The 24,188-nt window shown below is 74.7% G+C and carries 22 protein-coding genes; 15 read left to right on the top strand and 7 right to left on the bottom strand.

What is annotated here, in order from left to right; all coding sequences use genetic code 11:
* A partial coding sequence (locus tag C5N14_RS17440; RefSeq protein ID WP_165878144.1) for a serine/threonine-protein kinase occupies nt 1-1,248 on the bottom strand: 1,248 nt, incomplete at its 3' end.
* Nucleotides 1,249-1,797: 549 nt separating this feature from the next.
* On the opposite strand from C5N14_RS17440, the gene C5N14_RS17435 reads away from it, so the two are divergent.
* From C5N14_RS17435 to C5N14_RS17390, 9 genes are all read left to right on the top strand, one after another.
* Nucleotides 1,798-2,445 (top strand): RNA polymerase sigma factor, encoded by a 648-nt coding sequence (locus C5N14_RS17435; protein WP_117669155.1) that lies wholly within the window; start codon nt 1,798-1,800, stop codon nt 2,443-2,445.
* Nucleotides 2,442-3,284 carry a hypothetical protein gene (locus C5N14_RS32235; protein WP_165878143.1) on the top strand — a complete coding sequence of 281 codons (843 nt, stop codon included), beginning with the start codon at nt 2,442-2,444 and terminating at the stop codon, nt 3,282-3,284. The genes C5N14_RS17435 and C5N14_RS32235 overlap by 4 nt, the downstream gene beginning before the upstream one ends.
* Before the next feature lie 208 nt (nt 3,285-3,492).
* Nucleotides 3,493-4,728: an ergothioneine biosynthesis glutamate--cysteine ligase EgtA gene (egtA, locus tag C5N14_RS17420; protein ID WP_117669152.1), complete on the top strand. Its 1,236-nt coding sequence runs from the start codon at nt 3,493-3,495 to the stop codon at nt 4,726-4,728.
* A complete protein-coding gene (gene egtB, locus C5N14_RS17415; RefSeq protein ID WP_117669151.1) occupies nt 4,725-6,056 on the top strand; it encodes an ergothioneine biosynthesis protein EgtB in 1,332 nt (443 codons plus the stop codon). Before egtA ends, egtB begins: the two co-directional genes overlap by 4 nt.
* A 67-nt stretch (nt 6,057-6,123) precedes the next feature.
* Nucleotides 6,124-6,912, top strand: coding sequence for an ergothioneine biosynthesis protein EgtC (gene egtC / locus C5N14_RS17410; RefSeq protein ID WP_117669150.1), 789 nt, complete (start codon nt 6,124-6,126; stop codon nt 6,910-6,912).
* Between the two features lie 14 nt (nt 6,913-6,926).
* Complete coding sequence (gene egtD / locus C5N14_RS17405) at nt 6,927-7,892, top strand: L-histidine N(alpha)-methyltransferase (RefSeq protein ID WP_117669166.1); 966 nt, start codon at nt 6,927-6,929, stop codon at nt 7,890-7,892.
* 271 nt (nt 7,893-8,163) lie between these two features.
* On the top strand, nt 8,164-8,751 hold the full coding sequence (locus C5N14_RS17400) for a TMEM165/GDT1 family protein (RefSeq protein WP_117669149.1): 588 nt from the start codon (nt 8,164-8,166) through the stop codon (nt 8,749-8,751).
* Nucleotides 8,752-8,922: 171 nt separating this feature from the next.
* Nucleotides 8,923-9,147, top strand: coding sequence for a hypothetical protein (locus C5N14_RS17395; protein ID WP_117669148.1), 225 nt, complete (start codon nt 8,923-8,925; stop codon nt 9,145-9,147).
* A 377-nt stretch (nt 9,148-9,524) separates the two neighbouring features.
* Nucleotides 9,525-10,994 (top strand): polysaccharide biosynthesis tyrosine autokinase, encoded by a 1,470-nt coding sequence (locus C5N14_RS17390; protein WP_117669147.1) that lies wholly within the window; start codon nt 9,525-9,527, stop codon nt 10,992-10,994.
* Here the strand turns inward: C5N14_RS17390 and C5N14_RS17385 are convergent.
* Nucleotides 10,975-11,529 carry a low molecular weight phosphatase family protein gene (locus C5N14_RS17385; RefSeq protein WP_117669146.1) on the bottom strand — a complete coding sequence of 185 codons (555 nt, stop codon included), beginning with the start codon at nt 11,527-11,529 and terminating at the stop codon, nt 10,975-10,977. The two genes, C5N14_RS17390 and C5N14_RS17385, sit on opposite strands and share 20 nt — an antisense overlap.
* 189 nt (nt 11,530-11,718) lie before the next feature.
* Between C5N14_RS17385 and C5N14_RS17380 the strand changes: the two genes are divergently transcribed.
* From C5N14_RS17380 to C5N14_RS17365, 4 genes are all read left to right on the top strand, one after another.
* Entirely contained in the window at nt 11,719-12,978 is a 1,260-nt protein-coding gene (locus C5N14_RS17380) for a glycosyltransferase family 4 protein (protein WP_117669145.1), read from the top strand.
* Nucleotides 12,979-13,130: 152 nt separating this feature from the next.
* Entirely contained in the window at nt 13,131-14,852 is a 1,722-nt protein-coding gene (locus C5N14_RS17375) for a DUF4012 domain-containing protein (RefSeq protein ID WP_243639701.1), read from the top strand.
* Nucleotides 14,853-14,865: 13 nt separating this feature from the next.
* Complete coding sequence (locus tag C5N14_RS17370) at nt 14,866-15,528, top strand: hypothetical protein (protein ID WP_117669143.1); 663 nt, start codon at nt 14,866-14,868, stop codon at nt 15,526-15,528.
* 807 nt (nt 15,529-16,335) lie between these two features.
* A complete protein-coding gene (locus C5N14_RS17365) occupies nt 16,336-16,956 on the top strand; it encodes a hypothetical protein (protein ID WP_117669142.1) in 621 nt (206 codons plus the stop codon).
* Nucleotides 16,957-17,068: 112 nt separating this feature from the next.
* Here C5N14_RS17365 and C5N14_RS17360 read toward each other — a convergent pair whose 3' ends face one another.
* A complete protein-coding gene (locus C5N14_RS17360) occupies nt 17,069-18,538 on the bottom strand; it encodes an MFS transporter (RefSeq protein WP_117669141.1) in 1,470 nt (489 codons plus the stop codon).
* An 84-nt stretch (nt 18,539-18,622) separates the two neighbouring features.
* Nucleotides 18,623-18,859 carry a hypothetical protein gene (locus C5N14_RS17355; RefSeq protein ID WP_117669140.1) on the bottom strand — a complete coding sequence of 79 codons (237 nt, stop codon included), beginning with the start codon at nt 18,857-18,859 and terminating at the stop codon, nt 18,623-18,625.
* Nucleotides 18,860-19,018: 159 nt separating this feature from the next.
* Here C5N14_RS17355 and C5N14_RS17350 point away from each other — a divergent pair, with 159 nt between their 5' ends.
* Nucleotides 19,019-20,182 carry a geranylgeranyl reductase family protein gene (locus C5N14_RS17350; RefSeq protein WP_117669139.1) on the top strand — a complete coding sequence of 388 codons (1,164 nt, stop codon included), beginning with the start codon at nt 19,019-19,021 and terminating at the stop codon, nt 20,180-20,182.
* A 137-nt stretch (nt 20,183-20,319) separates the two neighbouring features.
* Here C5N14_RS17350 and C5N14_RS17345 read toward each other — a convergent pair whose 3' ends face one another.
* From C5N14_RS17345 to C5N14_RS17335, 3 genes are all read right to left on the bottom strand, one after another.
* A complete protein-coding gene (locus C5N14_RS17345) occupies nt 20,320-22,113 on the bottom strand; it encodes a bifunctional UDP-sugar hydrolase/5'-nucleotidase (protein WP_117669138.1) in 1,794 nt (597 codons plus the stop codon).
* A 210-nt stretch (nt 22,114-22,323) separates the two neighbouring features.
* Nucleotides 22,324-22,986: a nucleotidyl transferase AbiEii/AbiGii toxin family protein gene (locus tag C5N14_RS17340; RefSeq protein ID WP_117669137.1), complete on the bottom strand. Its 663-nt coding sequence runs from the start codon at nt 22,984-22,986 to the stop codon at nt 22,324-22,326.
* The gene (locus C5N14_RS17335) at nt 22,983-23,369 is read right to left on the bottom strand and encodes a hypothetical protein (RefSeq protein ID WP_243639700.1); all 387 of its coding nucleotides are present in this window, start codon (nt 23,367-23,369) and stop codon (nt 22,983-22,985) included. The genes C5N14_RS17340 and C5N14_RS17335 overlap by 4 nt, the downstream gene beginning before the upstream one ends.
* 250 nt (nt 23,370-23,619) lie before the next feature.
* On the opposite strand from C5N14_RS17335, the gene C5N14_RS17330 reads away from it, so the two are divergent.
* Nucleotides 23,620-24,042 (top strand): protein-tyrosine phosphatase family protein, encoded by a 423-nt coding sequence (locus C5N14_RS17330; RefSeq protein WP_117669164.1) that lies wholly within the window; start codon nt 23,620-23,622, stop codon nt 24,040-24,042.
* The last annotated feature ends 146 nt before the right edge of the window (nt 24,043-24,188 follow it).

Raw genomic sequence — 24,188 nt, 5'->3', positions numbered from 1 at the left:
GGTCGACCCCGGGGCGGCCGACTCGCTCGGCTGCGGGGTCGCCGTGGCGCTGGCCGGGGCCGAGGAGCGGACCGGGCCCGGCCGGTCGGTGCGACCCCCGTCGACCGCGGCCTCCTCGGTGGCGGCCGAGTCGCCGCCCGGCGTCGGCACGGCCGCCGGGGCGGTCGGCCGGTAATTCGTCGCGGGGGCGTCCGCGTTCTGCGCCGCGCCCAGGGCCGCGGCGAGGCCGGCCAGCGCCACCAGCACCGCCGCGATCGCGCCCAACAGGGTGCCGCGCCGCCCGCCGCGCCGGGCGGCGGAGGGGGTGGGCCGCAGCACCGGTGGCAGGTCGTCGCGGGTGGTGCCGCTGGCGCCCGGGGCGACGCCGACGCCGGCGGCCCCGCGCAGCGGGACCGGCACGGTGCTGGTCGGCGCCGAGCCGTCCGCGATGGTGGCCCGCGCCGCCTCGGCCATCGCCGCTCCGGTGGCGAACCGCTCGGCCGGGTCCTTCGCCAGCGCCCGGCCCACCAGGTCCCGCACCGGCGCCGGGATCTCCCGCGGCAACTCCGGCGGCTCGTCGTCGAGGTGCCGGACGGCCACCTGCAACGGGTTGTCACCGGTGAACGGCGGCCCGCCGGTCAGGCAGCAGTACGCCACCGCGCCGAGCGCGTAGATGTCGGTGGCCCCGGAGACCGGCCGGCCGGCCGCCTGCTCGGGAGCCATGTAGAGCGCGGTGCCCGGCACCGCGTTGGCGCTGGTGATGCTCGTGACGTTGACCGACCGGGCCACCCCGAAGTCGACCAGGACGACGGTGCCGTCCTCCTGCACCAGCAGGTTGCTCGGCTTGACGTCGCGGTGCACGATGCCGCCGTCGTGTGCCGCGTGCAGCGCCTGCGCCGCCTGGGCGACGATCGACATGGTCTCGGCGACGTCGAGTTGCCCGGCCGCCTCGATCCGCCGGGACAACGGCTGGCCCTCGACGAACTCCATGACCAGGTAGTCGGCCCGCCCGCCGTCGGGCAGGTCGTCCTCGCCGCAGTCGTAGACCTGCACGATGCCCGGGTGCCGCAGGGCTGCCATGATCCGCGCCTCGGCCCGGAACCGGGCGATGAAGTCGGGGTCGGAGACCAGCGCCGGGAGCAGGACCTTCACCGCGACCTGGCGGCCGAGGATCTGGTCCGTGGCACGCCAGACGTCACCCATGCCGCCGGTGGCGACACGGTCGTCCAGGCGGTACCGACCGCTGAGTACGACTCCCGAAGACAGCACGGCACTACCGTACCCAGAGCCGGCGCGGAGTACTTCTCGTGATCCGGCCCAGTCGGACGGGCCCTTCGTGGCGGCCGGGCGGTGGGCGGCCCGCAGCACCGGATATCCTGTGACCGGTCCGCGACAGCCGGTCACGCGATCTGGTCGGACGGGTCGTGGCCTGCGTGAACTGGATCACCCGGCCGCCTGCCCCTTGCGCGGGCGGGCGCGGGCGCGGCCCGGCCCCGATGTGTTACGGCGACTCGCCGGGTGCGCGGGTTGATAATTCTCACTCTTTTTCCGGCGGTCGGTGACTTGTCCCCCCGACCCCCCACTCCTAGCGTTAGCCCGGCTCGGGACCGGCGGCGGTTGCGCGGAACGTCCGCTGACGGCTGCGCCACGTGCTGCGCCCGACATGTCGTCCGCGCCGTACCGGCGTCGGGCGTGATCTGGTCAGCGGGGGGCTGATGGTGCGGGAGGAGGTCCGGCCGCCGGACCGGGTCGGCGTCGCGTGCGCGGCGGTCGGTGCGTGCCGGTCTTCGAGGACCGGGCGACGGGAACGGCGGAGCCATGGCCGGTGAGCTGAACGAGGCGGTCGTCGCGGCGCAGGCCGGCGACGAGGAGGCCTTCCGGTTCCTCTACCGTCGCCTCCAGCCCGGCCTGCTGCGCTACCTGACCGCGCTGGTCGGGGCCGAGGCGGAGGACGTCGCCTCCGAGACGTGGTTGCAGATCTCCCGCGACCTGCCCACCTTCACCGGCGGGGAGTTCCGCGCCTGGACCGTCACCATCGCCCGGAACCGGGCCATGGACCATCTGCGCCGCCAGCGCCGGCGGCCCTCGGTGCCGGTGCCGGTGCAGGCGCTCAGCGACCTGGCCGGTGACGCCGACACGGCCGAGCGGGCCGGCGAGACGCTCGGCACCGAGGCCGCGCTCGAACTGATCGCCACCCTGCCGCCCCGGGAGGCCGAGGCGGTGCTGCTGCGCGCGGTGATCGGCCTGGACGCCGAGACCGCCGGCCGGGTGCTGGGCCGCCGGGCCGGCGCGGTACGCACGGCCGCCCACCGCGGCCTGCGTCGGCTCGCCGCACTCGTGCAACGTCACGATCCGCCCCCGACCGCGGTGCCGTCCGCCACCCCGCCCCGTCCCCGGGCGGACCGGTCGGCGTCCGGCACGCCGCACGTCGGGCCGGCGGACGGTGACGTGAGGGGAAACCGATGACCTTCCGTCAACCCGCCCGCCCCGGGCAGCGCCCCGCCGACCGGTCCGAGTCGGACCGGCTCCTCGACGCGGCCCGCGCCGCCCGGGATGCTGCGGCGTCCCGACCGGGTCCAGCCGCCGGCCGCGAGGACACCGCCGGCCTCGGCCGTCCCGACCGGGATCCGCTTGCCCGCCTGCTCGCCGCCGCGGCCGGACCGACCCGCCCCGGCGAGCTGGCCGGGGAGGAGGCGGCGCTGGCGGCCTTCCGGGCCGCCCGGGCGGCCCCGGCGCCGACCCCGGCGCAGGCGCCCCGCCGGCGCCGGCTCACCGTCGGCGCGGTCGCCTGGATCGGCACGCTGGCCGCCACCGCCACCGCGGGCGTCGCCGTCGCGGCGGGCACCCTGGACCGGACGGAGGAACCGGCGCCCCCGCCGGCGCCGTCCACCGCGCCGGTCAGCCCCACCGACTCCGGTCCCGTCACCCCCCGCCCCACCCGATCCGACCCCGGCAGGTCCCCCGCCCCGACCGCCACGCCGGGCGGCGTCGGCCCGTCCACCCCGGCGCGGCCCGGGGCGTCGAGCGCCGACACCCGCGCCCCCGGCCGGACCACCGGCCCGGGACACTCGGGCGCCGGCGTCCAACTGCCCGGGCTGTGCCGGGCGTACCTGGCCAAGTCGGCCGCCCAGCGGGAGAGTGCGCTGGCGAAGCCCGGCTTCGCGCCCCTGGTCGCCGCCGCCGGCGGGGCCGCCGAGGTGGAGAACTTCTGCCGGGACCTGCTGTCCCGGGCGGATTCCGGCCGGCCCCCACCGGCCATCCCGGCTACCCCGGCCGGCCCGACAGAGACGGGGCGTAGGCCGTGACCGGCGAGACCCCGGGCGGGGCGACGCTCCCATCCTGACCTGGGTCGGCGGCCCCTGGACACCCGACCGGGACGAAACACCTGTTACAGCAAGGCGAGCGGATTTCGTCTGCTAGACAGAGGATGGTGGCACCGCGGACGTCCGACCGGTCACGGTCACGCACGGCCCGGGGCGATCGTCAGTCGACCAGCGCGGGAGGAATCGTCTCGTGGTGACATCACCAGAGCTGGACCGGAACACCCTGTTGGGGGAGGCGGCCGACGCCGCCCGGCACATCGCCCGGATCTGCTTCAAGACCGGCCCACCCACCCACACCGGCGTCGAACTGGAATGGACCGTGCACGACGCCGCCGACCCCGCCCTCCCCGTCGACCGGGGGCGGCTGCTGGCGGCGCTGGGGCCACACAGCCCCGTCACCATCGACGACTCCAGCCCCGCCGCACCGCTCCGGCACGGCAGCGCCGTGACCGTGGAGCCCGGCGGCCAGCTTGAGATATCCACCCCGCCGCGACCCTCGGTCGCCGCGCTGATCGAGGCCACCGACGCCGACATCGCCCAGCTCACCGACCTGCTCCGGGCCGCCGGCCTGGTCCTCGGCCGCACCGGCATCGACCCGTTCCGGGCACCGCGCCCGGTCGTTGACACCCCGCGCTACCGCGCGATGCGCTGCGTTTTCGACCAGGGTGGGCCGGCCGGCCGGACCATGATGTACAGCACCGCCGGCCTCCAGGTCTGCCTCGACGCCGGCGAGCCGGCCCAGGTGGCGGCCCGCTGGGCGGCTGCGCACGCGGTCGGCCCGCCGCTGCTCGCCGCGTTCGCCACCGCCGGCCGGCACGCCGGGCGGCGCACCGGCTGGGCGTCCGCCCGGATGGCGGCCTGGCTGGCCATCGACCCCGCCCGCACCCGGCCGGTCTGGTCCCCGGCCCGGCCCGACGCCGACCCGGTGCCGGCCTGGACGGCGTACGCGCTGGCCGCACCGCTGCTCTGCCTGCGCGGCGACGCCGCCGACTGGACCCCGCCGGCGGGGGTGACCTTCGGTGACTGGCTCGCCGGGGCGCTGCCTCGCCCGCCCACCACCGACGACCTGGACTACCACCTGAGCACCCTGTTCCCGGTCGTCCGGCCCCGGGGCTACCTGGAGATCCGCTACCTGGACGCCCAGCCCGGGTCGGACTGGCGGCTCCCGCTGGCCGTGCTGGCCGCGCTCTTCGCCGACCCCGCCACGGTGGCCCGCGCCGCGGGCGTCGCCGCGCCGGTGGCCGACCGGTGGGACGCCGCGGCCCGGCACGGGCTGGCCGACCCCCCGCTGGCGCGCGCCGCCGCCGGCCTGCTCGACCTGGCGCTGGCGGCCCTGCCCCGGCTCGACCTGCCCGCCCCGCTGCACGACGAGACCACCCGCGCACTACGGCGGCGACTGGCCGCCACGGAGAGGGGACCGAGGTGACCACCATCCACGAACTCGGCACGCAGCGGCTGCGCGACCGAATCGCCGCCGAGCTGGAGCGCACCCGGGCGCGCACCGCCCTGCTCACCGAGGCGGTCGACGACGCCGACCTGATGCGCCAGCACTCGCCGCTCATGTCCCCGCTGGTGTGGGACCTCGCCCACGTCGGCAACCAGGAGGAACTCTGGCTGGTCCGGGACGTCGGCGGGCGCGAGCCCGTCCGGCGGGACATCGACGACCTGTACGACGCGTTCAAGCAGCCACGCCGGGACCGCCCGGCGCTGCCGCTGTTGCCGCCCGCCGAGGCCCGCGCCTACCTCGCCGCCGTCCGGGACAAGGTGCACGACCTGCTCGACCGGGTGCCGTTCACCGACCGGCCGCTGGTCGCCGACGGGTTCGCCTTCGGCATGATCGTCCAGCACGAGCAGCAGCACGACGAGACCATGCTCGCCACCCACCAGCTCCGCCTCGGCCCGCCGGCCCTGCACGCCCCGCCCCCGCCGGAGCCGCGCGCCCGGGTCGCCGACGAGGTCCTCGTCCCGGCCGGCGGGTTCACCATGGGCACCTCCACCGATCCGTGGGCGCTGGACAACGAACGCCCCGCGCACACCGTCCACCTGCCCGCGTACGTCATCGACGCGGCCCCGGTCGGCAACGGCCGGTACGCCGAGTTCATCGCCGACGGCGGCTACGACGACCCGCGCTGGTGGAGCGAGGCCGGCTGGCGGCACCGCACCGAGGCCGGGCTGACCGCCCCGCTGCACTGGCGGCGCGACGGCGACGGGTGGGCGTACCGGCGGTTCGGCCGGTGGTCGCCCGTGCGCGCCGACGAGCCGGTGGTGCACGTCTGCTGGTACGAGGCGCAGGCGTACGCCGCGTGGGCCGGCAAGCGGCTGCCCACCGAGGCCGAGTGGGAGAAGGCCGCCCGCTGGGACCCGGCCACCGACCGGTCCCGCCGCTACCCGTGGGGCGACGAGGAGCCGACCGCCGAGCACGCCAACCTCGGGCAGCGGCACCTGTGGCCGGCGCCGGTGGGCGCGTACCCGGCGGGCGCGTCGCCGCTGGGGGTGCACCAGCTCGTCGGCGACGTGTGGGAGTGGACCGCCAGCGCCTTCCGGGGGCACCCCGGGTTCGCCGCGTTCCCCTATCGGGAGTACTCGGAGGTGTTCTTCGGCGACGACCACCGGGTGCTGCGCGGCGGATCGTTCGGCACCGACCGGGCCGCCTGCCGGGGGACGTTCCGCAACTGGGACTACCCGATCCGGCGGCAGATCTTCAGCGGCTTCCGCTGCGCCCGCGACGCCCGGCCGGACGAGTCGCCCCGGTGACACCGCACCCGGTGGCCGCCGCGCCCCGGCCGTCCGGCGCCGCGCACCCTTGCGGCGGGGCCGCCTGATGTGCCGGCACCTGGCGTACGTCGGGCCGCCGGTGAGCCTGCGCGCCCTGCTGTACGACCCGCCGCACTCGCTGGCGCGGCAGTCCTGGGCGCCCCGGGACATGCGCGGCGGCGGGACGGTCAACGCCGACGGCTTCGGCGTCGGCTGGTACCCGCCCGGTGGCGGCGAGCCGGTGCGCTATCGGCGGGGCACGCCGATCTGGAGCGACGTGACGCTGCCGGAGCTGGCCGCGGCCACCACCAGCGGCGCGGTGCTGGCCGCCGTCCGGTCGGCCACCGTCGGCATGCCCGTGCTCGACACGGCCGCCGCCCCGTTCGCGGAGGGACCGTGGCTGTTCAGCCACAACGGGGTGGTCCGCGGCTGGCCCGACGCGGTGACCGGGCTCGCCGGCCGGCTGCCCGTCCGCGACCTGCTCACCCTCGACGCGCCGACCGACGCCGCGCTGCTCTGGGCCCTGGTCCGGCACCGGCTGCGCGCCGGGGACGACCCGGCACGGGCGGTCGCCGGCACGGTGACGCAGGTCGCGGCGGTGGCGCCCGGATCCCGGCTCAACCTGCTGCTCACCGACGGGCAGACCGTCGTGGCCAGCGTCGCCGGTCACGCGCTGTCGCTGCGGCGCAGCCCGGGCGCGGTGCTGCTGGCCTCGGAACCGCACGACGACGAGCCCGGCTGGCAGGCGGTGCCGGAGGGGCGGCTGGTGGTGGCCACGGCCGCCGGGGCGCGGATCGACGCCCTGCCCGGCGGGTGGACCGCCGACCGGGCGGCAGGCGGGACACGACACGAGTGACGGAGGGACACCTGATGAGCGCGGAACCGTTGGAGATCTACCTGGAGGAGCAGGACCTCGGCCGCGGGCTGCGGGAGGACGTACGGACCGGGCTGACGGCGGCGCCGAAGTGGCTGCCGCCCAAGTGGTTCTACGACGCCCGGGGCAGCGAGTTGTTCGAGGAGATCACCCGGCTGCCGGAGTACTACCCGACCCGGGCCGAGCGTTCCGTGCTGGCCGAGCGGGCAGGCGAGATCGCCGAGCTGACCGGGGCGAAGACCCTGATCGAGCTGGGCTCCGGCTCGTCGGAGAAGACCCGGCTGCTGCTGGACGCCTTCACCCGCCGTGGCGGGCTGGGCACCTTCGTGCCGCTGGACGTCTCGGTCAGCGCCCTGCGCCAGTCCACGGAGCAGATCGCCGCCGACTACCCCGGGCTGCGGGTACGCGGCATCGTCGGGGACTTCACCCGGCACCTCCACCGGCTGCCCGCCGGTGGGCGCCGACTGGTGATCTTCCTCGGCGGCACGATCGGCAACCTGCTCCCCGCCGAGCGGGCCGGATTCCTCGCCGCCATGCGCGCGGCCCTGGAGCCCGGCGACTGGCTGCTCCTGGGCACCGACCTGGTCAAGGACCCGGCGGTGATCGTTCCCGCGTACGACGACGGGGCCGGGGTGACCGCCGAGTTCAACCGCAACGTGCTGCGGGTGATCAACCGGGAGCTGGACGCCGACTTCGACCCGGAGGCGTTCACCCACGTCGCGCTCTGGGACCCGGAGCGGGAGTGGATCGAGATGCGGCTGCGCGCCGATCGTCCGCACCGGGTCCGGGTGCTCGACCTGGACGTGGCGTTCGCGGCGGGGGAGGAACTGCGCACCGAGGTGTCGGCGAAGTTCCGCCCGGAGGGGATCGCGGCGGAGCTGGCCGCCGCCGGCTTCACCGCCCACGAGTTCTGGACCGACGCCGACGGCCGGTTCGGCGTCACCCTGGCCCGCGCCGACTGAGCCGCTCCCGCCGGCCCGACGCGGGTGACGCGGCCGGGCCCGACGCGGGTGCCGCCGTCCACCCGCGTCGGGCCCGGCCACGCCGATCGGCTAGGCTGGCGGGGCGAAGGGGAGTAGCCCCCAATGTCGTGGTCGACACACTGGTGCGTTCCGCATCCGGCCACGCGGCCCCACCTGAGGTGGGGCGGGCGAGACCTTCGACCCAGGCTGTGCACAACGGCCGGGTCGAGGGCGCCCCACACCCCGGCCCGGCACCATCGGGAAGGGTGTCATGGAAGGTTTCCTCGTCGCGCTGGTCGTCAGCTTCGGCGTCATCTTCGTCGCCGAGCTGGGCGACAAGTCCCAGCTCATGGCGCTGACGTTCGCCACGCGGTTCAAGACGGTCCCGGTGCTGATCGGCATCACGATCGCCACCGCCCTCGTCCACCTGGCCTCGGTGGCCATCGGTTACGGGCTGGGCGCCGCCCTGCCCACCGGCTGGATCTCCCTCATCGCCGGCCTCGCGTTCCTCGGCTTCGGCGCGTGGACGCTGCGCGGCGACAAGCTCACCGAGGAGGAGAAGCGCAAGGCCGAGCGGAGCAGCAAGTCCGCCGTCGTCGCCGTCGGCGTCGCGTTCTTCCTCGCCGAACTGGGCGACAAGACGATGCTGGCCACCATCACCCTGGCCACCAAGTACGGCTGGTTCGGCACCTGGCTGGGCTCGACGATCGGCATGGTGGCCGCGGACGCGCTGGCGATCGTCGTCGGCCGGATGCTCGGCCGGCACCTGCCGGAGCGCGCCATCCGGTACGGCGCGGCGGTGCTCTTCGCCATCTGCGGTCTCTGGCTCATCTTCGAGGCCGTCGCCGCGCTCATCTGATCCCCGACTACCGCCTGCCGGGGCGGGTAACGGCCCGGGGTGAGGTGGCAGAAGACCCGCCACCAGGGCGACCGGACTGGTCGCCCTGGTGGCGGTCGCGCTGCGCCGAAGACGATCACGGCCTACCGTGGGCGCCAAGGGCAAATCCGGATAAAGCGGGAGGATGACGGTATGAGTCGGCACGACGAACCCAACGAGTACGGTTTCGCCGGTGAGGCCACCGCGCCCGAGCCGCAGCCCGGCGGCCGGCCCGACGAGCAGGACCTCGCCGAGCAGGTGGCCGTCCCGGGCGACGACCTCACCGAACCGTTCAGCGAAGCGGTGAGCGAGGAGACCGAGCCGGCCGAGGAGACCGGGCCGGCCGAGGAGGACGAGCCGGCCGAGCGCCGTCGCTGAGTCCACCGATGCGGGGCGGCGGCGGTGGCCCGCCGCCCCGTCGCCGTACCCGGGGGAGCGGGCGCGCCACGGCCGGGGAGGGTCACCGGGCCTGCCCCGGCGGTGCCGGCTGGCGGCCCCGCCGGCCGTCCGCCACGTCACTTCCCGGGTCGCGGGGCAGTTGTTCCGAACGACTCGGCGATGCATGTGGCCCCATTAAATGGCGATGCCTCGCTGAATGGGCTGTTTGTGGTATTTCGACCGCTTACCTCCTCTACAGTCGGTGGAACCGAATGCGCTGGGTGGGGCTGTCGGAGCCGGTGACCGCCCCGTGACTGCTGAGGAGCTCTTGTGCTTGACATGTCGACCGCACGGACCGGACGGGGGCTTCCCGGCTGATGGACGTTCGTGATTACCTCCGGGCCGTTCGACGTAGCTGGTGGTTGGTCCTGCTCGTCGTCATGGTGAGCCTCGGCGTGGCCGCGCTGGTCACGGTCCAGACCAAGCCCCGGTACGTCGCCTCGGTGACCTACTTCGTCACCGTCCCCAACCAGGGGGTCAGCGAGGCGTACCAGGGCGGCATCTTCATGCAGCAGCGCGTCAAGTCGTACGCCGACCTGCTGGAGAGCGACCGGCTGGCGCAGAGCGTCGTGGCGAAGAACCCGCTGGGGCTCACGGCGGAGGAGGTGCAGGCCAGGATCAACGCCAGCACCATCCCCGACACCGTCCTGCTGCGCGGCACCGTCACCGACACCGACGCGACGCGGGCGCTGCGGCTGACCGAGGCGGTCTCCACCCAGTTCGTCGAGCTGGTCAAGGCGGTGGAGACCCCTGCCGGGGGAGGGACCGCCCCGATCAAGGTGGAGGTGATCAGCGGACCCCGGGTCGGCTCCGCCCCGGTGTCGCCCAGGCCGGCGCTCAACCTCTCCGTCGGCGCGCTCGCCGGCCTGCTCGCCGGCCTCGGTCTGGCCGTGCTCCGGACCCGGTTCGACACCCGGCTACGCGACGCGGTCGGCCTCCAGCGCGCCACCGGCAGCCCGCTGCTCGGTGAGATCCCGTTCGACCCCGTCGCGCGCACCGCGCCGCTGATCGTCGGGGACGCGGCCAACTCGCCCCGCGCCGAGGCGGTCCGCAAGCTGCGGACGAACCTGCGCTTCGTCGACGTCCACGAACCGGCCCGGGTCATCGCCGTGACCAGCGCGCTGCAGGGGGAGGGGAAGACCACCCTCTCCTGCAACCTGGCCATCGCGCTCGCCGAGGCCGGCTGGCGGGTCGCGCTGGTCGACGCCGACCTGCGCCGCCCGAAGGTGGCCGAGTACCTGAACCTGGAGGCGAGTGTCGGGCTGACCGACGTGCTGCTGGGCGACGTCAGTGTCGGCGACGTGGTGCAGCGGTGGGGCGACAGGTCGCTGCTGGTGCTGCCCGCCGGATCGGTCCCGCCCAACCCCAGCGAGCTGCTCGGCTCCAAGGCGATGGCGGACCTGCTGCTGGTGCTGCGGGAGTCGGCGGACATCGTCGTCATCGACACCGCCCCGCTGCGGACCGTCACCGACGGCGTCGTGGTGGCCGTCCAGGCCGACGGGGCACTGGTGGTCAGCCGGTCCGGGCGCACCGACCGCGGTCAGGTCGCCGCCGCCGCGCAGGCGCTCCAGTCGGTCTCCGTCCGGCTGCTCGGCTGTGTGCTCAACATGGCCAAGCTCGGCCGCGCCGAGACCGACCAGTACGAGAGCTACCGGATCGACGTAGCCCCCGCGCACGCCGCCCCGGCCGAGCGGACGGCCCCCCCGGCGACCCCCCACAGCAGCGGGTTCTTCGGTCAGGAGCAGACCGCCGACCCGACGCAGGAGCTCACCCGGCTGCGTCGATGAGCGCCGCGACCGGTGTCAACGACCGCTCGATCTCCCGCGCGCAGCGCCGGAAGTCCATCGGCGTGCCACCGATCGGGTCGCCGAGGTCGTCCTCAGCCGGAGTGGTCGGCTGTAACCTCCCCCGGGCCTGGGCCGCCGCCCGCGTCGCCGCGCGCAGCGCCCCGGCGTCCGTGGTGTCCGGCGCGTCGGCCAGCCCGGCGAGCCGACCGAACTGGCGCAGGGTGAAGGTGCGGTGCAGCGCGGTGGGGGCCAGCGACACGCAGGCCGCCCGCTGGCGGCGGGTCGCGGTCAGCACCAGCGCGGCGTCGGCCAACTGGCCGGCGGTCAGCGCCCGGCTGCGGAACGCCGCCGGATCCCGCCCGGTCCCGGCGGCCACCTGCGCCGCGTACGGGTGCATCGGCCGGCCGTCCACGGCGGCCGTGCCGGCGCTGGCCACCTCGACCGGCAGCTTCGCCAGCAGCCAACCGGCCAGGTACTCGGCCATCGGCGAGCGGCACAGGTTGGCGTGGCAGACGAACAGGATCCGGTCGGCCATCGGAGACTCTCCCAGCGGTGTGGTCGCGCGTCGGCCCGGCCCCCTCGCGGTGCCGGGACGGCCCGGTGCCGCGACGGCGCGGGCCGAGACGGCGCCGGTGGGCGGCGCACTGCCGGCATCGTACGCGGGCGACGCCACGCAGGGTGTCCGCGCCGCGCCGGAAGGTGACCTTCGGGATGGGGGTGTCCGGTGAGGATCGGCATCCTGGCGTACCACTTCCCGCCGGAGCCGGCGTTCGTCCCTGGCAGCCTCGCGGAGGAGCTGGCCGCCCGCGGCCACGAGGTCCGCGTGCTGACCGGCTTTCCCGACTACCCGGGCGGCCACGCCTATCCGGGCTGGCGACAGCGGTGGCGCTACGAGAGCCGCAGCGAGCGGCTGACCGTGCGCCGGGTGCCGCGGTGGACCGGTGGGGACGCCTCCGTCCGCGCCCGGATGGCGAGCTGGCTGTCCTTCGCCGCCAGCGCCGGGACGATCGGCCGGGGACAGCTCGCCGGCGTCGACGCCCTGTACGTCCACCAGCTACCGCCGACGACCTTCGCCGCGGTCGGGCTGCTGCGCCTGCTGGGTGGGGTTCCGACGCTGCTGCACGTCCAGGACGTGCATCCGGAGCTGCCCGGGCCGGCGGAGCTGGCCCGTCCCTGGGCCGGCCGGCTCGCCGCGGCCACCCGTCGGCTCTACCGCCGCGCCGACCTGGTCGCGGTCGCCGCCCCCGCCCTGCGCGACCTGGTGGTCGCCGGTGGCGCCGACGCGGACCGGGTGCGGGTGGTGCTCAACTGGACCGACGAGCGGCTGTTCCGCCCCGCCGAGCCGACCCGGGAGGCCCGCCGGCTGGTCCGGGGCGACGGCCGCTGCGCGGTGATGTACGCCGGCACCATCGGCGCCCGGCAGGGCCTGGAGACGGCGGTCCGGGCCGCCGCCCCGCTGCGCGGCACGATGGATTTGGTCCTGGTCGGCTCGGGCCCCGACGAGGGGCGGGTCCGGGGGCTCGCCGAGGAGTTGGGGGCCCGCAACGTCCGGTTCGTCGCGCGTCGGTCGCCGCTGGAGATGTCCGACCTGTACGCCGCCGCGGACTACCAGCTATTGATGCTGCGTGATCTGCCGGAGCTGCGCGGGAGCGTCCCCGGCAAGCTCCAGGCGGCGTTCAGCTCCGCCTCGCCGGTGGTGGCCTCCGCCGGGGGCGACACCGTGGAGATCGTGGAACGGGCCCGGGCCGGGCTGTCCTGCCCGCCGGAGGACTGGGCCACCCTGGCCGACCGGTTCTGGCTGGCCGCCACCATCCCGCCCCCGGCGCGGTTGGAGATGGGGCGGCGCGGCCGGGAGGCCTACCTGCGTGACATGTCCACGCGCGGCGGGGTGGACCGAATCGAGGAGTTGCTGCACGAGGTCGTCGCGCGACGCGGCGATTCGGACTCGCCGGAGGAAAGTCCTCGTACGCGACTCCAGGCCTGAAAAACCGCGATACTCCGACATGACTTGTACGATGCGTGCTAGAAAATGATGAATCGTCATTTCTGTCCGCTTTGTTGACGGGAGCAGGTGTGAGCGAAAGTGTGCGGCCCCACCGTCGTCGGCGAAGATCCCGACGGCGCACCAGGGCGCGGGTGCGCCGCGTCCTGCTCACCGGCCTGATCGTCGGGTCGCTCGTCCTGCTGGGCGGCGGCTGGGTCGGCTTCCGCGGCTGGCAGGCCCGGGCCCACCTGCTCAACGCCGCCGGGCTGGCGCGGCAGCTCAGCACCGAGGTGGTCGGCGCCGACGCCGACCGGGCGCACCGCACCCTCGCCGCGCTCCAGGAGCAGGCCGCCGCCGCCCGCGCCGCCACCGGCGACCCGGGCTGGTGGGTCGGGCGGCACGCACCGTACGCCGGGGACGACCTCGCCGCGGTCCGCGAGATCGCGGTGGCCGTCGACGAACTCGCCCGGGACGCGTTCCCCGCCCTGCTGCGCACCGACCTGTCCACCCTGCTGCCCGGCAAGGGACGGCTGGACGTCAACCGGCTCCGGGCCGTCTCGGCCCAGCTCACCGACACCGACGAGGTCGTCCGGCGCACCAACGCCCGACTCGCCGCCGTGCCCAGCGCCGGACTGGTCGACCAGGTCCGGCAGGCCGTGACCGACCTGCGCGCCGAGATCGGCCGGCTGGCCGCGCTGACCCGGGCCGCCGACCAGGCCGCCCGCCTGCTGCCGACCCTGCTCGGCGCGGACGGGCCGCGCAGCTACCTGCTGGTGTCGCAGAACCCGGCGGAACTGCGCGCCACCGGCGGCATGTTCGGCGCGTACGCGGTCATCCGGGCCGAGGACGGCCGGCTCCGGATGGGCGCCCAGGCCGCCGCCAGCAGCCTGGGCCACTTCGACCTGTCCGCGAAGGTGAGCGCCGAGGTCCGCAACCTCTACACCGACCTGGTCGGGACGTACCCGGCGGACGTCAACCTGACCCCGCACTTCCCGACCGCCGCCGCGCTCTTCCGGGAGATGTACCGCAAGCGCAGCGGCAGCACGGTCGACGGGGTGCTCGCGGTCGACCCGGTGGTGCTGTCGTACCTGCTCAAGGCCACCGGACCGGTGCCCGTGCCGGGCAACGCCACCCTGGTCGACGACAAGGTGGTGCACACCCTGCTCTCCGACACGTACCAGCGGCTGGACCAGGCCGAGCAGGACGAGTTCTTCGCGGCCTCCGCGGCGGCGGTGTTCGGCACCTTCTTCACCCGGGAGGTGAACCCCCGGGCGTTGCTGTCCGCACTGGACCGTGCCATGGACGAGCGGCGGATCCTGTTCTGGAGCGCCCACCCGGCCGAGCAGCGGATCATCGCCGGCAACCGGTTGGGCGGGGCGCTGCCCGAGCAGGAGACCACGCCCACCGTCGGCGTGTTTCTCAACGACGGCAGCGGCGCGAAGCTCGGTTACTACCTGCGGCCGTCGGCGACGCTGGCCGTGGGGGAGTGCCGCCCCGACGGCCGCCGGCAGCTACGACTGAGCTTCACGCTCCACTCGACCGCCCCCGCCAAGGGGCTCTCCCCCTCCGTCCTCGGCCTGGGCCTGGCCGGGGACCCCTACACGGCCCGCACCCTGGTCTCCGTCTACAGCCCGGCCGGCGGCGCGGTGCTCGCCAGCCGGCTCGACGGAGCCGACCTGCGGGTCGGCAGCGGCGTCGAACGGCGGCGCCAGGTCGTCATCGCCAACGTCGAGGTGCGCCCCGGCGCCACCCGGACCCTCGAGGTCGACGTGCTGACCGGCAGGACTGGCATCGGCGACGCCGACCTCTGGCTCACCCCGACCGCCACCCCATGGACCACCCAAGTTAAGTCCGCACCACATTGTGACCAGTAGGAGGGAACCAATCATGCGGCTATCCCGCATCATCATGGCGCTCACGGTCGGCCTTGCCGTCGTGGCCGCGCCGACCGCGGCGGGGGCGGCGCAGCCGCAGCCGACACCGTCGCCGTCCGGCCCACAACAGCCGACGCCGTACCCGCCGCAGCCCCCGGTGCTGACGATCGATTCGTCAACGATCGTCATCGGCCAGACCGTCACCCTGACCGGTGCCGGGTTCGGGCCGAACGAGACCGTCGAGCTCACCGTGTCGGTGTCGCCGCTCGCCGCCGGCCTGCCCGGTCAGGCGCCGGCCCGCCGCAGCGACGGCAGCACCGTCGCGATGGCTCCGGTGGCCTACCAGGCGGCGGCGCCGTTGCAGTTCACGGCGCAGGCCGACGCGGCGGGGGAATTCTCCGTTCCCTACACGCCGAGCGTCACCGGCCGGCTCACGTTCACGGCCGTCGGTCTCAGCACGGGCAGGACGGCCACCGCGACCCTGACCGTGCTCGCACGCCACCAGCCGACGCCGACCCACAAGCCACCGCACAACGGCGGGCTGCCCGTGACCGGTGGCAACATCAGCACGCCACTGGCCGTCGGTGGTGGGCTGGTCGGTGCCGGTGTGGTGCTGATGCTCGGCGGGCTGGCCTGGCGTCGTCGGCACCGCTTCGGCATGGGGTCGACGCGCTGACCGTCCCTGAGCCGGGCAGTGCCCGAGCTACCGCGTGACGGTGCCCGCCGGGTTGTACCCCGGCGGGCACCGTCACGCAGCTTGCCCGTCGTCGCTGTGCTGCGCCGTCGTGGGCTGTGGCTCGCCGTCGTCGGCGGTGCTGCGCCGTCGCCGGTCGGGCTTCGCCGTCGTCGGCTGAGAGTGGTGGTGGGAGTGTGGCTCGGCGTTGTCGGGTGGTTGCGGTGGGGGTGGGGCCCGCCGTGCCCGGCTCCGGGCGGTCAGGCTTGATCCCTGCGCCGGTCACGGCGGGCCCCACCCGGTCCGCGCCCCGCCTTGCCCGCCGGACACGCCCCACCGCTCCCCACAAACCCCACCCGCACCACCGCCGGTCCGCACCACCCCCGGCCGCACCACCCCCGCGCCGTCCGTCCGCCTTCGGCGGCGGTGATCAAGAGGTTTGCGTCAGGTTTGTGCCCCGATTCCGACACAAACCTCTTGATCACCGCGAGAGGCCGGGGTGGGGGTGTGAGCGGGGGCATGGCGGGGGTGGAACATCGGGTGGGGTGGGGGCGTTACACATGGCGGACGATCGAGTAGCGGATGTGCTGCTGACGTGCCCGGACCCGTGAACCCCCCCGGGTCGTCGGGTGGGAATGCGGGCCGGCTGTCGGTCGTTACATCTGGACCCGGCGCCACGAGCCTTCGCAGGCCGGCGCCGGATGGATCTCCCCCCTTTTGATCTTCTTGGGCGCCTCGACGTGGTGCTCACATGCCCGCCCTGCCCCCGTGGGGTGTTGGTGTGTCGACCCCCGAATTGGAGTCACCCCCATGAACACGATCATGCGTAAGAGCGTTCTCGGTATCGCTGGTCTCGCGTTCGCCGGTGGTCTGGCCGCCGGTCCCCTGCACCACACCACCACCACCACCAGCCCGACTGCCGTTGATGCCAAGCCCGTCGCGGTCGCCGTGCAGGCCGACAAGCCGGGTGTGGACAAGCCGGGCGTGGACAAGGGCAAGCTGATCCCGCACGGCGTGCGGGGCGACCAGTCGCGTATCACGCTCGACGGTGAGCAGACCGCCAACGTCAAGGCGATCGTCGCCGCGACGAAGAAGGCCGGCCTGGACGAGCGGGCCGCGGTCGTCTCGGTCGGCACCGCGTTGCAGGAGTCGAAGTTGGAGAACCTGGGTCACCTGGGCGACCGCAACGACCATGACTCGCTGGGCCTGTTCCAGCAGCGCCCGTCGTCCGGGTGGGGTTCGCCGGAGCAGATCACCGACCCGGAGCACTCGACCCTGGCGTTCCTGCAGGGCCTGAAGCAGGTCGACGGGTGGCGGGACATGCCGCTGACCGAGGCCGCGCAGACGGTGCAGGTGTCGGCGTACCCCGACGCGTACGCGCAGTGGGAGCAGCAGGCCGCCGACCTGGTCGCCGAACACTGGAACAGCTGACCCGTACCGCTGAAAAGGTCGCTGGCCGGTCCCCGACACCCCGGGGACCGGCCAGCGGCGTCTGCGCTTCGGGGAAGGGGCGTTGCCGGTGGGTGGGCCTGCGGCGGGGTGGTCAGTGCTGGGTGGTGGGCGTGGGGGCCCGGCGGCTGCGGTGAATGTCGATCAGGGCGGCGACCAGGGCGAGCACGATGATGCCGGCGGCCAGCAGCAGCGCGTTCCGGAACGCCGTCGACCAGTTTCCGCCCGCGCCCGCCAGGGACGAGAAGAAGACCGCGCCGACCGCCGCGATGCCGGCGGCGGCGCCGATCCGCTGGCCGGTCTGGAGCATCCCCGCGCCCCCGCCCGCCTGCGCCACCGGCACCTGGGACAGGGTGAGGGTCTGGTTCGGGGTGATGACCAGGCCGCTGCCCAGCCCGGCGATCAGCAACGGTGCCGCCGTGAGCACGGGCACCGACCCGTGCGGGCCGCCGCGCAGCACGACCACCACCGCGCCGAGGCCGAGGAGCACGACGAGCAGGCCCACGGCGACCAGTGGGCGGCCGTACCGGTTGACGATCCGCCCGCCCAGCGCGGACGCGACGGCCGAGCCGAGGGCGAACGGCGTGATGGCCAGGCCGGACACCAGCGCGCTGTAGCCGAGGCCGATCTGTAGGTACAGGGTGAAGACGAAGAAGATCGCGGTGAAGCCGCCGAAGTAGACCGTCGCGATCAGCGACCCCAGGGCGTACGACCGGAACCTGAACAGCCCGAGGTCGAACAGCGGCGTCTCGTGCCGGGCGTACCACCGCTCCCAGAGGCCGAAGCCGGCGAGCGCGACCAGGCCGGCGGGAATCAGCGCCCACTTCCACGGGCTGTGCCACTGCTCCCGCTGCACGAGCGGCAGCAGCAGGAGCACCACGCCGACGCCGAGCAGCAGCACCCCGACCGGGTCGAGCCGGTGCCGGGCCGCGCCGGCCGGCCGGCCGGGCAGCAGCCGCCAGCCGAGCAGCACCGCGACGATGCCGACCGGTACGTTGACGAAGAAGACCCACCGCCAGCCGTGCTGTTCGCCGCCCGCCTGGATCAGCAGCCCGCCCAACAGTGGGCCGACGGCGGTGGAGATGCCGATCGTGGCGCCGAGCAGGCCGAACGGCCGACCCCGTTCGGGGCCCCGGAACAACTGCTGGATCAGGCCGGTGACCTGCGGGTTGACGATGCCGGCGGCAGCGCCCTGCACCAGTCGGGCGGCGATCAGCCACGCGGGCGAGCGGGCCAGCCCGGCAAGGGCGCTGGTCAGCGTGAACAGGGCGATCCCCAGGACGAACGCGTTGCGGCGGCCCCGGGCGTCGCCGAAGCGTCCGGCGGGCACCAGCACCAGGCCGAAGGTGAGCGCGTACCCGGACAGGATCCACTGCAGGTCGCTCGGGGTCGCGCCGAGCGCCCGGTCGATGGACGGCACGGCGACGTTGACGATGCTCACGTCGAGCAGCGTCATGAAGGCGGCGACCAGGCCGACCCCGAGAGCCTGCCAGCGCCGCCGGTTGTCGGCGTTGCCGGTCCCGCCGGCCACGTCCGCCGGCCGGTCCGGCCGCCCTGGGCTCATGGTGGTGTCCCCCGTCGGCCGTCGATCACGCATCCCTGACCGCTACCCGGGCCCCCCGGGGGCAAACCGACGCCTCGCGGCGGTTCACGCCATCTGGCGGGCGCACCAGCGCGGGCCGAAGTCCAGCCCCGCCATGGGGGAGTCCTCCCGGTGCAGGAGGTTCTTCTCGGTCAGCATGTGCAGCGGCGCGTGGATCTGGTCCTGGGGCAACCCGGACTCCTGCGCGATCATGTCGGGATAGGGGACCTGCCCACGGGCCTCCAGCGCGGCCACCGCCTGGTAGACCCGCTCCTCGACGTCCGTCAGCCGTACCTGCTGCATGACTTCCTCCTCAGCGTGACCGCCCGGCTGGGGGGCGGGACTGCGCTGCGCGGTTACCCGCCGCCCCGCCGTTGATGCCCGCCCGATCGTGGGGTTCCCGCCGGCCTGTACCCGCTGCGCCGCCCGGCTTTCCGCCGGGCCGTGCCCTAGGCTGCATCCGTGATCATCTGGGACCTCGCTGTCGTCGGTGGCGGCCCCGCCGGGCTCTCCGCCGCCCACGTCGCGGCGCGCGCCGGGCTGCGCACCCTGGTCGTCGAGCGGGCCGCACACCCCCGGTACAAGACCTGTGGGGGTGGCCTGATCGGCACCTCCCTCGCGGCGGTTGGTGACCGGATCGACGTGCCGGCGCACGACCGCGTGGACCGGGTGACGTTCACCCGGGACGGGCGACGCGAGTTCACCCGCCGGCACGTCGGCGGGCCCCTGGTGGCGATGGTGCGCCGCGACGAGTTCGACGACCGGCTGCGCGCCGCGGCGGTCGCCGCCGGGGCCGAGGTGCGCGAGCGGGTCGCCGTCCGCGCCCTGGAGCAGGGCCCCGACGAGGTACGCCTGCGGCTCGCCGACGGCGACACCGTGCGGGCCCGTACGGTGATCGGCGCGGACGGTTCCTCCGGGGTGACCGCGCGGCACGTCGGCGTCCGGTACCGGCAGGTGGACCTGGGGCTGGAACTGGAGCTTCCGGTGCCCGAGGAGGAGCAGCGCCGGTGGCGCGGCCGGCTGCTGCTGGACTGGGGGGCGATCCCCGGCTCGTACGCGTGGGTGTTCCCGAAGGGCGACCGGCTTACCGTCGGGGTGATCGCCGGCCGGGGCGAGGGGGAGCGGACCCGGGAGTACCTGCGTGACTTCGTCGACCGGCTGGGCCTGTCCGGGGCGACCCCGGAGCACGACTCCGGGCACCTGACCCGGTGCCGCGCCGACGACTCGCCGCTGCGCCGCGGCCGGGTGCTGGTGGCCGGGGACGCGGCCGGCCTGCTGGAGCCGTGGAGCCGGGAGGGGATCAGCTACGCGCTGCGCTCCGGCGCGCTGGCCGGCGCGGCGGTCGTCGAAGGCGAGTTGGACGGCTATCCGCGTGCCGTCGACCGGGACCTGGTGCCGTCGATGCGGGCCGGTCACCGGCTGCTGGACGTGTTCGCCCGCCGGCCGGACGTCTTCCACGCGCTGCTGGCCACCCCGGCCGGGTGGCGGATGTTCGTCCGGTTCTGTCAGGGGCGGGCGAGCTTCGACGAGACGCTGAACCGGGCGCCGGTGCGGGCGGCGCTGGCGCTGCTGGACCGGCTGCCGCCGGCCCGCCAGGTCCGCCCGGCGGCCGTCCTGACCCGGTGATCTGTGTTCGCCCGGGCCGGCCGGCGCGAGTTGCGGGGTGATCCTGCGTCTCGGTCCCGGCACCGGCTGATCCGGCGGCCCGGATGCCGCGACGGGCCGCGGGTGGTCACCCCCCACGGCCCGTCGCGGGACCAGGATCAGAAGACCGGCACGCCCTCGCGCACCAGCTTCCAGTTCGGCACGTAGAACTCGGCCGGGTCGATGGTGCCCCGGGACTGCGCCCAGTCGATCAGGAGCTGGCGGATCTCCTGCTGCGCGTTGTAGACCTGGGTCTTCACGATCCCGGGGAAGTTGCCGCCGCCGCTGCGCCGGTAGTTGTTCACCGCGACCACGAACCGCGCGTCGTCGGCGACCGGGGTGCCGGCGCCGGGCAGGACCAGGCGGGTGATCCGCTGGCCGACCGGCCTGCTGATGTCGATGTCGTAGTCCAGCCCCGAGAAGACGTCGTAGTTGTAGTCCGGGACGGCCGGGTCGCTGATCGTCGCCGGGTCGACCGGCGCGCCGACTGCGAGGGTGGTGAAGTACTTCGCCGAGTACTCCAGGTAGGCCCGCACCTCGGCGCCGGTGAGGACCACCGCCTCCAGGGTGTTGTCGAAGACGTACAGCCCGGCCACGTCGCGGATGCGCACGTCACCGGCGGGGAAGACGGCGGTGCGGCTGAACGGCGCCGCGATCGACAGCACCGGCAGCCCCGCGTACGCGGTGCCGGCCAGCGCGTCCGTGACGACCTCGGTCTGGACGTGGTTGATGAAGTCCAGGATCGGGGTGTCCTGGTACCGCGACCTGGCCGCCGACAGCTCCACGGTCGACTGGGCGACCACCGTGTTGACGTACGTGACGGTCTTGGTGTGCTGGCCGCGCACGGCCGCGAGTACCGCCGGGTCCTCGACCACCGTGTTGGTGTTCAGCATGGTGGCGTGCTTGCTGGCCACCTTCCAGCAGCCCCGCTCCCGGGTGAGGGTGAAGTCCATCCGGGTCAGCCGCTGACCCCACTTGGACGGCTCGGAGAGCAGCACCTGAGCGCCGGTCCTCGTGTTCGTCACGAACTTCTCGACGACCTCGTTGTGCGCGTGGCCGAAGAGGATCGCGTCGATGCCGGGGACCTGCTCGGCGATCATCGTGCACGGGTTCTCGTTCGGCAGCTCCGGGCCGTAGCTGGAGGTGCCGCTGTCGCCGCCGTGCGCGGAGACGATGACGACGTCGGCGCCGCGCGCCCGCATGACCGGCACCCACTTGGCGGCCGTCTGCACCATGTCGGCGAAGACCAGCTTGCCCTCGACGTTGGACTTGTCCCAGATCGCCACGCCCGGGTTGGTCAGGCCGAGGATGCCGACCTTCAGCTTCGGCGCGCCGGGCCCGCCGAGCCGGACCTCCTTGATCACGTACGGCAGGTACGCCGGCTTGCCGGTCGCCTCGTTGACCGCGTTCGCGGCGAGGGCCGGGAACCCGAGCTGCTCGATCCACTTGGCCAGCAGGGGCAGGCCGTAGTTGAACTCGTGGTTGCCGAGCGTCACCGCGTCGTACCTCAGGATGTTCATCGCGTTGGCCATCGGGTGCGTCTCACCGGTGGTGGTGATCGGCTCCTGCTTCGCGTAGTACGTGGCCAGCGGCGTGCCCTGGATGGTGTCGCCGGAGTCGAGGACCAGGGTCGCCTTGCCCCTGCGCTCGGCCCGGATCTGGTTGACCAGGGTGGCCAGCTTCGCGACGCCGACGTCGTTGTGCTTGCTGTCGTCGTACTCGGCGTCCTGGTAGTAGTCCCAGTTGTAGACGTTGCCGTGGGTGTCCGAGGTGCCCAGGATCGTCAGGTCCCAGGTCTTCGGGCCCTTCGACCCGGCCGCCCGCGCGGGCGTGCCCGCGATCAGGGGTGCGGTCGCGGCGGCGGCGGCGACGGCCAGCACCTGGCGGCGCGACGCGCCGGAGGAGGAGGTCATTAGGTGCCTTTCCATGGGGGTGGGCGCGCCTCGTAGGCGCCGTTGCGCACCATAACGAGGCCGCGTCACTCCTGCCACAGCGGCCCGAGATGTTTCACCCGGCCAGCGGCACGGGCCACCTGGGCGTAACACGCCGGCCACCGCCGGGGTCCCGACCCCGGGCCCCGCCCGGCGGGTCGGCCGCCGGCCGGTGTGCGGCGGTGCCGGACCTCAGCGGGGCCAGCCGGCCAGCCGGGCCCGCAGCCGGGCCACCTGCGTCGCGTCCAGCCCGTACCGGGCGAACCGCCGGTCCGGCAGGCGGTCCAGGTAGCGGCCCGCGGCCCGGACGTCCACCGGGTCCAGCGCGGAATCGAGCTGCCGGGCCAGGGCGAGCAGCTCCGCCACCGGATAGTGCTCGACGGCTGCGGCCACGTCGATGAAGTCTCGGACCTCCCGCCGGTTGACCAGCGCCGCCGTCTTGTTCGCCACCAGGTCCCGCACGTCCATCACCGGCCCGAGGTCCATCACCACCGGGCTGCGGTACCGGTCGAGCCGGCCCAGGCTCAGCCGGATCTGCCGTGGTCCCCGGCTCACCACGAAGTCCTTCATGTCCCGGTCGAACCCGGCGAACAGCTCCGCGAGGTCGCTGTCCGGATCGGCGTCGGCCACCACGAAGCCCGCGTGCTCCAACGCCGTACGCACCCCGGCCGCCGCCGCGGCGGCGGCCCCCTCCACGTCGGCGAACAGGTCCACGTCCTCGGTGGGGCGGGAGACCAGCCCGTGCGCGGCCCACGCGACGCCGCCGCCGAGGACGAACCGGTGCCGGCCGGCGGCCGACAGCGCCACCCGGGCGACCTCGCGGTAGAACTCGTCGAGCGGGGCGGCGTCGCTCACGCCGCCCGCAGGGCCCCGTCGCCCCGTAGGACCCGGTGGCGGTGCTCCCACGCCGCGCGGACCCCACGCGGAAGGTTGAGCATCGGCCAGACCTGGCGCAGCAGGTGACCGTTGACCAGCTCCCGCAGCTCGCCCGCGTGGGTGGTCTCGCGCAACACGTTCTCGTACATCCAGAGCAGGTCGTCCGGATCGCCGAGGTCGAAGCTGCGGTTGGCGTTCCACATCAGGTGTACGGGCAGCTCGACGACCCCCCGGGTGGGGCCGGTCAGCTCGGCCAGGGTGGGGGTGACGACGGCCGGGCGGCCCGGGCGGGCCAGGAAGGCCACGCCGGTCGAGGTGGGGGAGGCCACGCCGGTCGAGGTGGGGGACGTTACGCCCTGCATGGTGTCAGGGTAACGCCTGGTCGGGGTCGTTCGGTGGTCCCCGCCCGTCGGAGCCGTCGCCGTGCCCGCGCGCGTCGCTCTGCCTCGATCAACTGTGGGTGGGCGACATGGCGGTGGCCGGCGCCCTGGAAACCCCGTTGTCGGCGCCACCGAGCCGGTCATCTTGCCCGGTCCCGCCCGGCCAGTCCGGTCTGCTCCCCTTCGTCCCGTCTGGCCGGGGACCCTTCCGGCCGGTTGGAGAATGGGGGTCATGGACGAGGTGACGGGATGGGCCGGCAGCGCCGGGGTGGTCGTACTGCCGGGCGGATCGGCGGTGCGCGGACGCCGGATCGGTGATCCGGCCTCGCCCGCCGACTTCGCGCTGTTGCTCGCGCCGGGCCCGGCTCCGGCGTGGGCGCACCGGCGGATCCGCTGGCCCGACTTCCTGGTGCCGCTCGACCGGGCCGACGCGCTGGACGCGCTGCGGGAGGCGTTGCGTCGGTCGTACGCGGGGGAGCGGGTGGAGGTGGCCTGCCGGGGCGGGATCGGCCGGACGGGCACGGCGCTGGCGGCGCTCGCCGTGCTCGACGGGCTGCCGGCCGATCGGGCGGTGTCGTGGGTGCGCGAGCACTACCACCCGCAGGCGGTGGAGACGCCCTGGCAGCGGCGCTGGGTGCGACGGGTGCCGCGCTGACCGCCGCCGCGCCGAGGGGTGCGTCCCGGCGCTGGTGAGGGCTCGCGCGCCCGTTCGGGCTCCGGGCTGTGCGGATTGCCGACAGTCAATGCCTGGCTCAACCGGTATACATGTCGGACCGTGGTGTGTGGAGGTGCCGCCGTGAG

Origin of the sequence: Micromonospora sp. MW-13 (assembly GCF_003434305.1) — a bacterium.
GTDB lineage: Bacteria > Actinomycetota > Actinomycetes > Mycobacteriales > Micromonosporaceae > Micromonospora.
This window is presented reverse-complemented; position numbering and strand designations above follow the sequence as displayed.

Coding starts and splice junctions, on each gene's coding strand:
- C5N14_RS17435 (WP_117669155.1), top strand. CDS start 1,798: ATGGCCGGTGAGCTGAACGAGGCGGTCGTCGCGGCGCAGGCCGGCGAC.
- C5N14_RS32235 (WP_165878143.1), top strand. CDS start 2,442: ATGACCTTCCGTCAACCCGCCCGCCCCGGGCAGCGCCCCGCCGACCGG.
- egtC (WP_117669150.1), top strand. CDS start 6,124: ATGTGCCGGCACCTGGCGTACGTCGGGCCGCCGGTGAGCCTGCGCGCC.
- egtD (WP_117669166.1), top strand. CDS start 6,927: ATGAGCGCGGAACCGTTGGAGATCTACCTGGAGGAGCAGGACCTCGGC.
- C5N14_RS17400 (WP_117669149.1), top strand. CDS start 8,164: ATGGAAGGTTTCCTCGTCGCGCTGGTCGTCAGCTTCGGCGTCATCTTC.
- C5N14_RS17395 (WP_117669148.1), top strand. CDS start 8,923: ATGAGTCGGCACGACGAACCCAACGAGTACGGTTTCGCCGGTGAGGCC.
- C5N14_RS17390 (WP_117669147.1), top strand. CDS start 9,525: ATGGACGTTCGTGATTACCTCCGGGCCGTTCGACGTAGCTGGTGGTTG.
- C5N14_RS17385 (WP_117669146.1), bottom strand. CDS start 11,529: ATGGCCGACCGGATCCTGTTCGTCTGCCACGCCAACCTGTGCCGCTCG.
- C5N14_RS17370 (WP_117669143.1), top strand. CDS start 14,866: ATGCGGCTATCCCGCATCATCATGGCGCTCACGGTCGGCCTTGCCGTC.
- C5N14_RS17365 (WP_117669142.1), top strand. CDS start 16,336: ATGAACACGATCATGCGTAAGAGCGTTCTCGGTATCGCTGGTCTCGCG.
- C5N14_RS17360 (WP_117669141.1), bottom strand. CDS start 18,538: ATGAGCCCAGGGCGGCCGGACCGGCCGGCGGACGTGGCCGGCGGGACC.
- C5N14_RS17355 (WP_117669140.1), bottom strand. CDS start 18,859: ATGCAGCAGGTACGGCTGACGGACGTCGAGGAGCGGGTCTACCAGGCG.
- C5N14_RS17345 (WP_117669138.1), bottom strand. CDS start 22,113: ATGACCTCCTCCTCCGGCGCGTCGCGCCGCCAGGTGCTGGCCGTCGCC.
- C5N14_RS17335 (WP_243639700.1), bottom strand. CDS start 23,369: ATGCAGGGCGTAACGTCCCCCACCTCGACCGGCGTGGCCTCCCCCACC.
- C5N14_RS17330 (WP_117669164.1), top strand. CDS start 23,620: ATGGACGAGGTGACGGGATGGGCCGGCAGCGCCGGGGTGGTCGTACTG.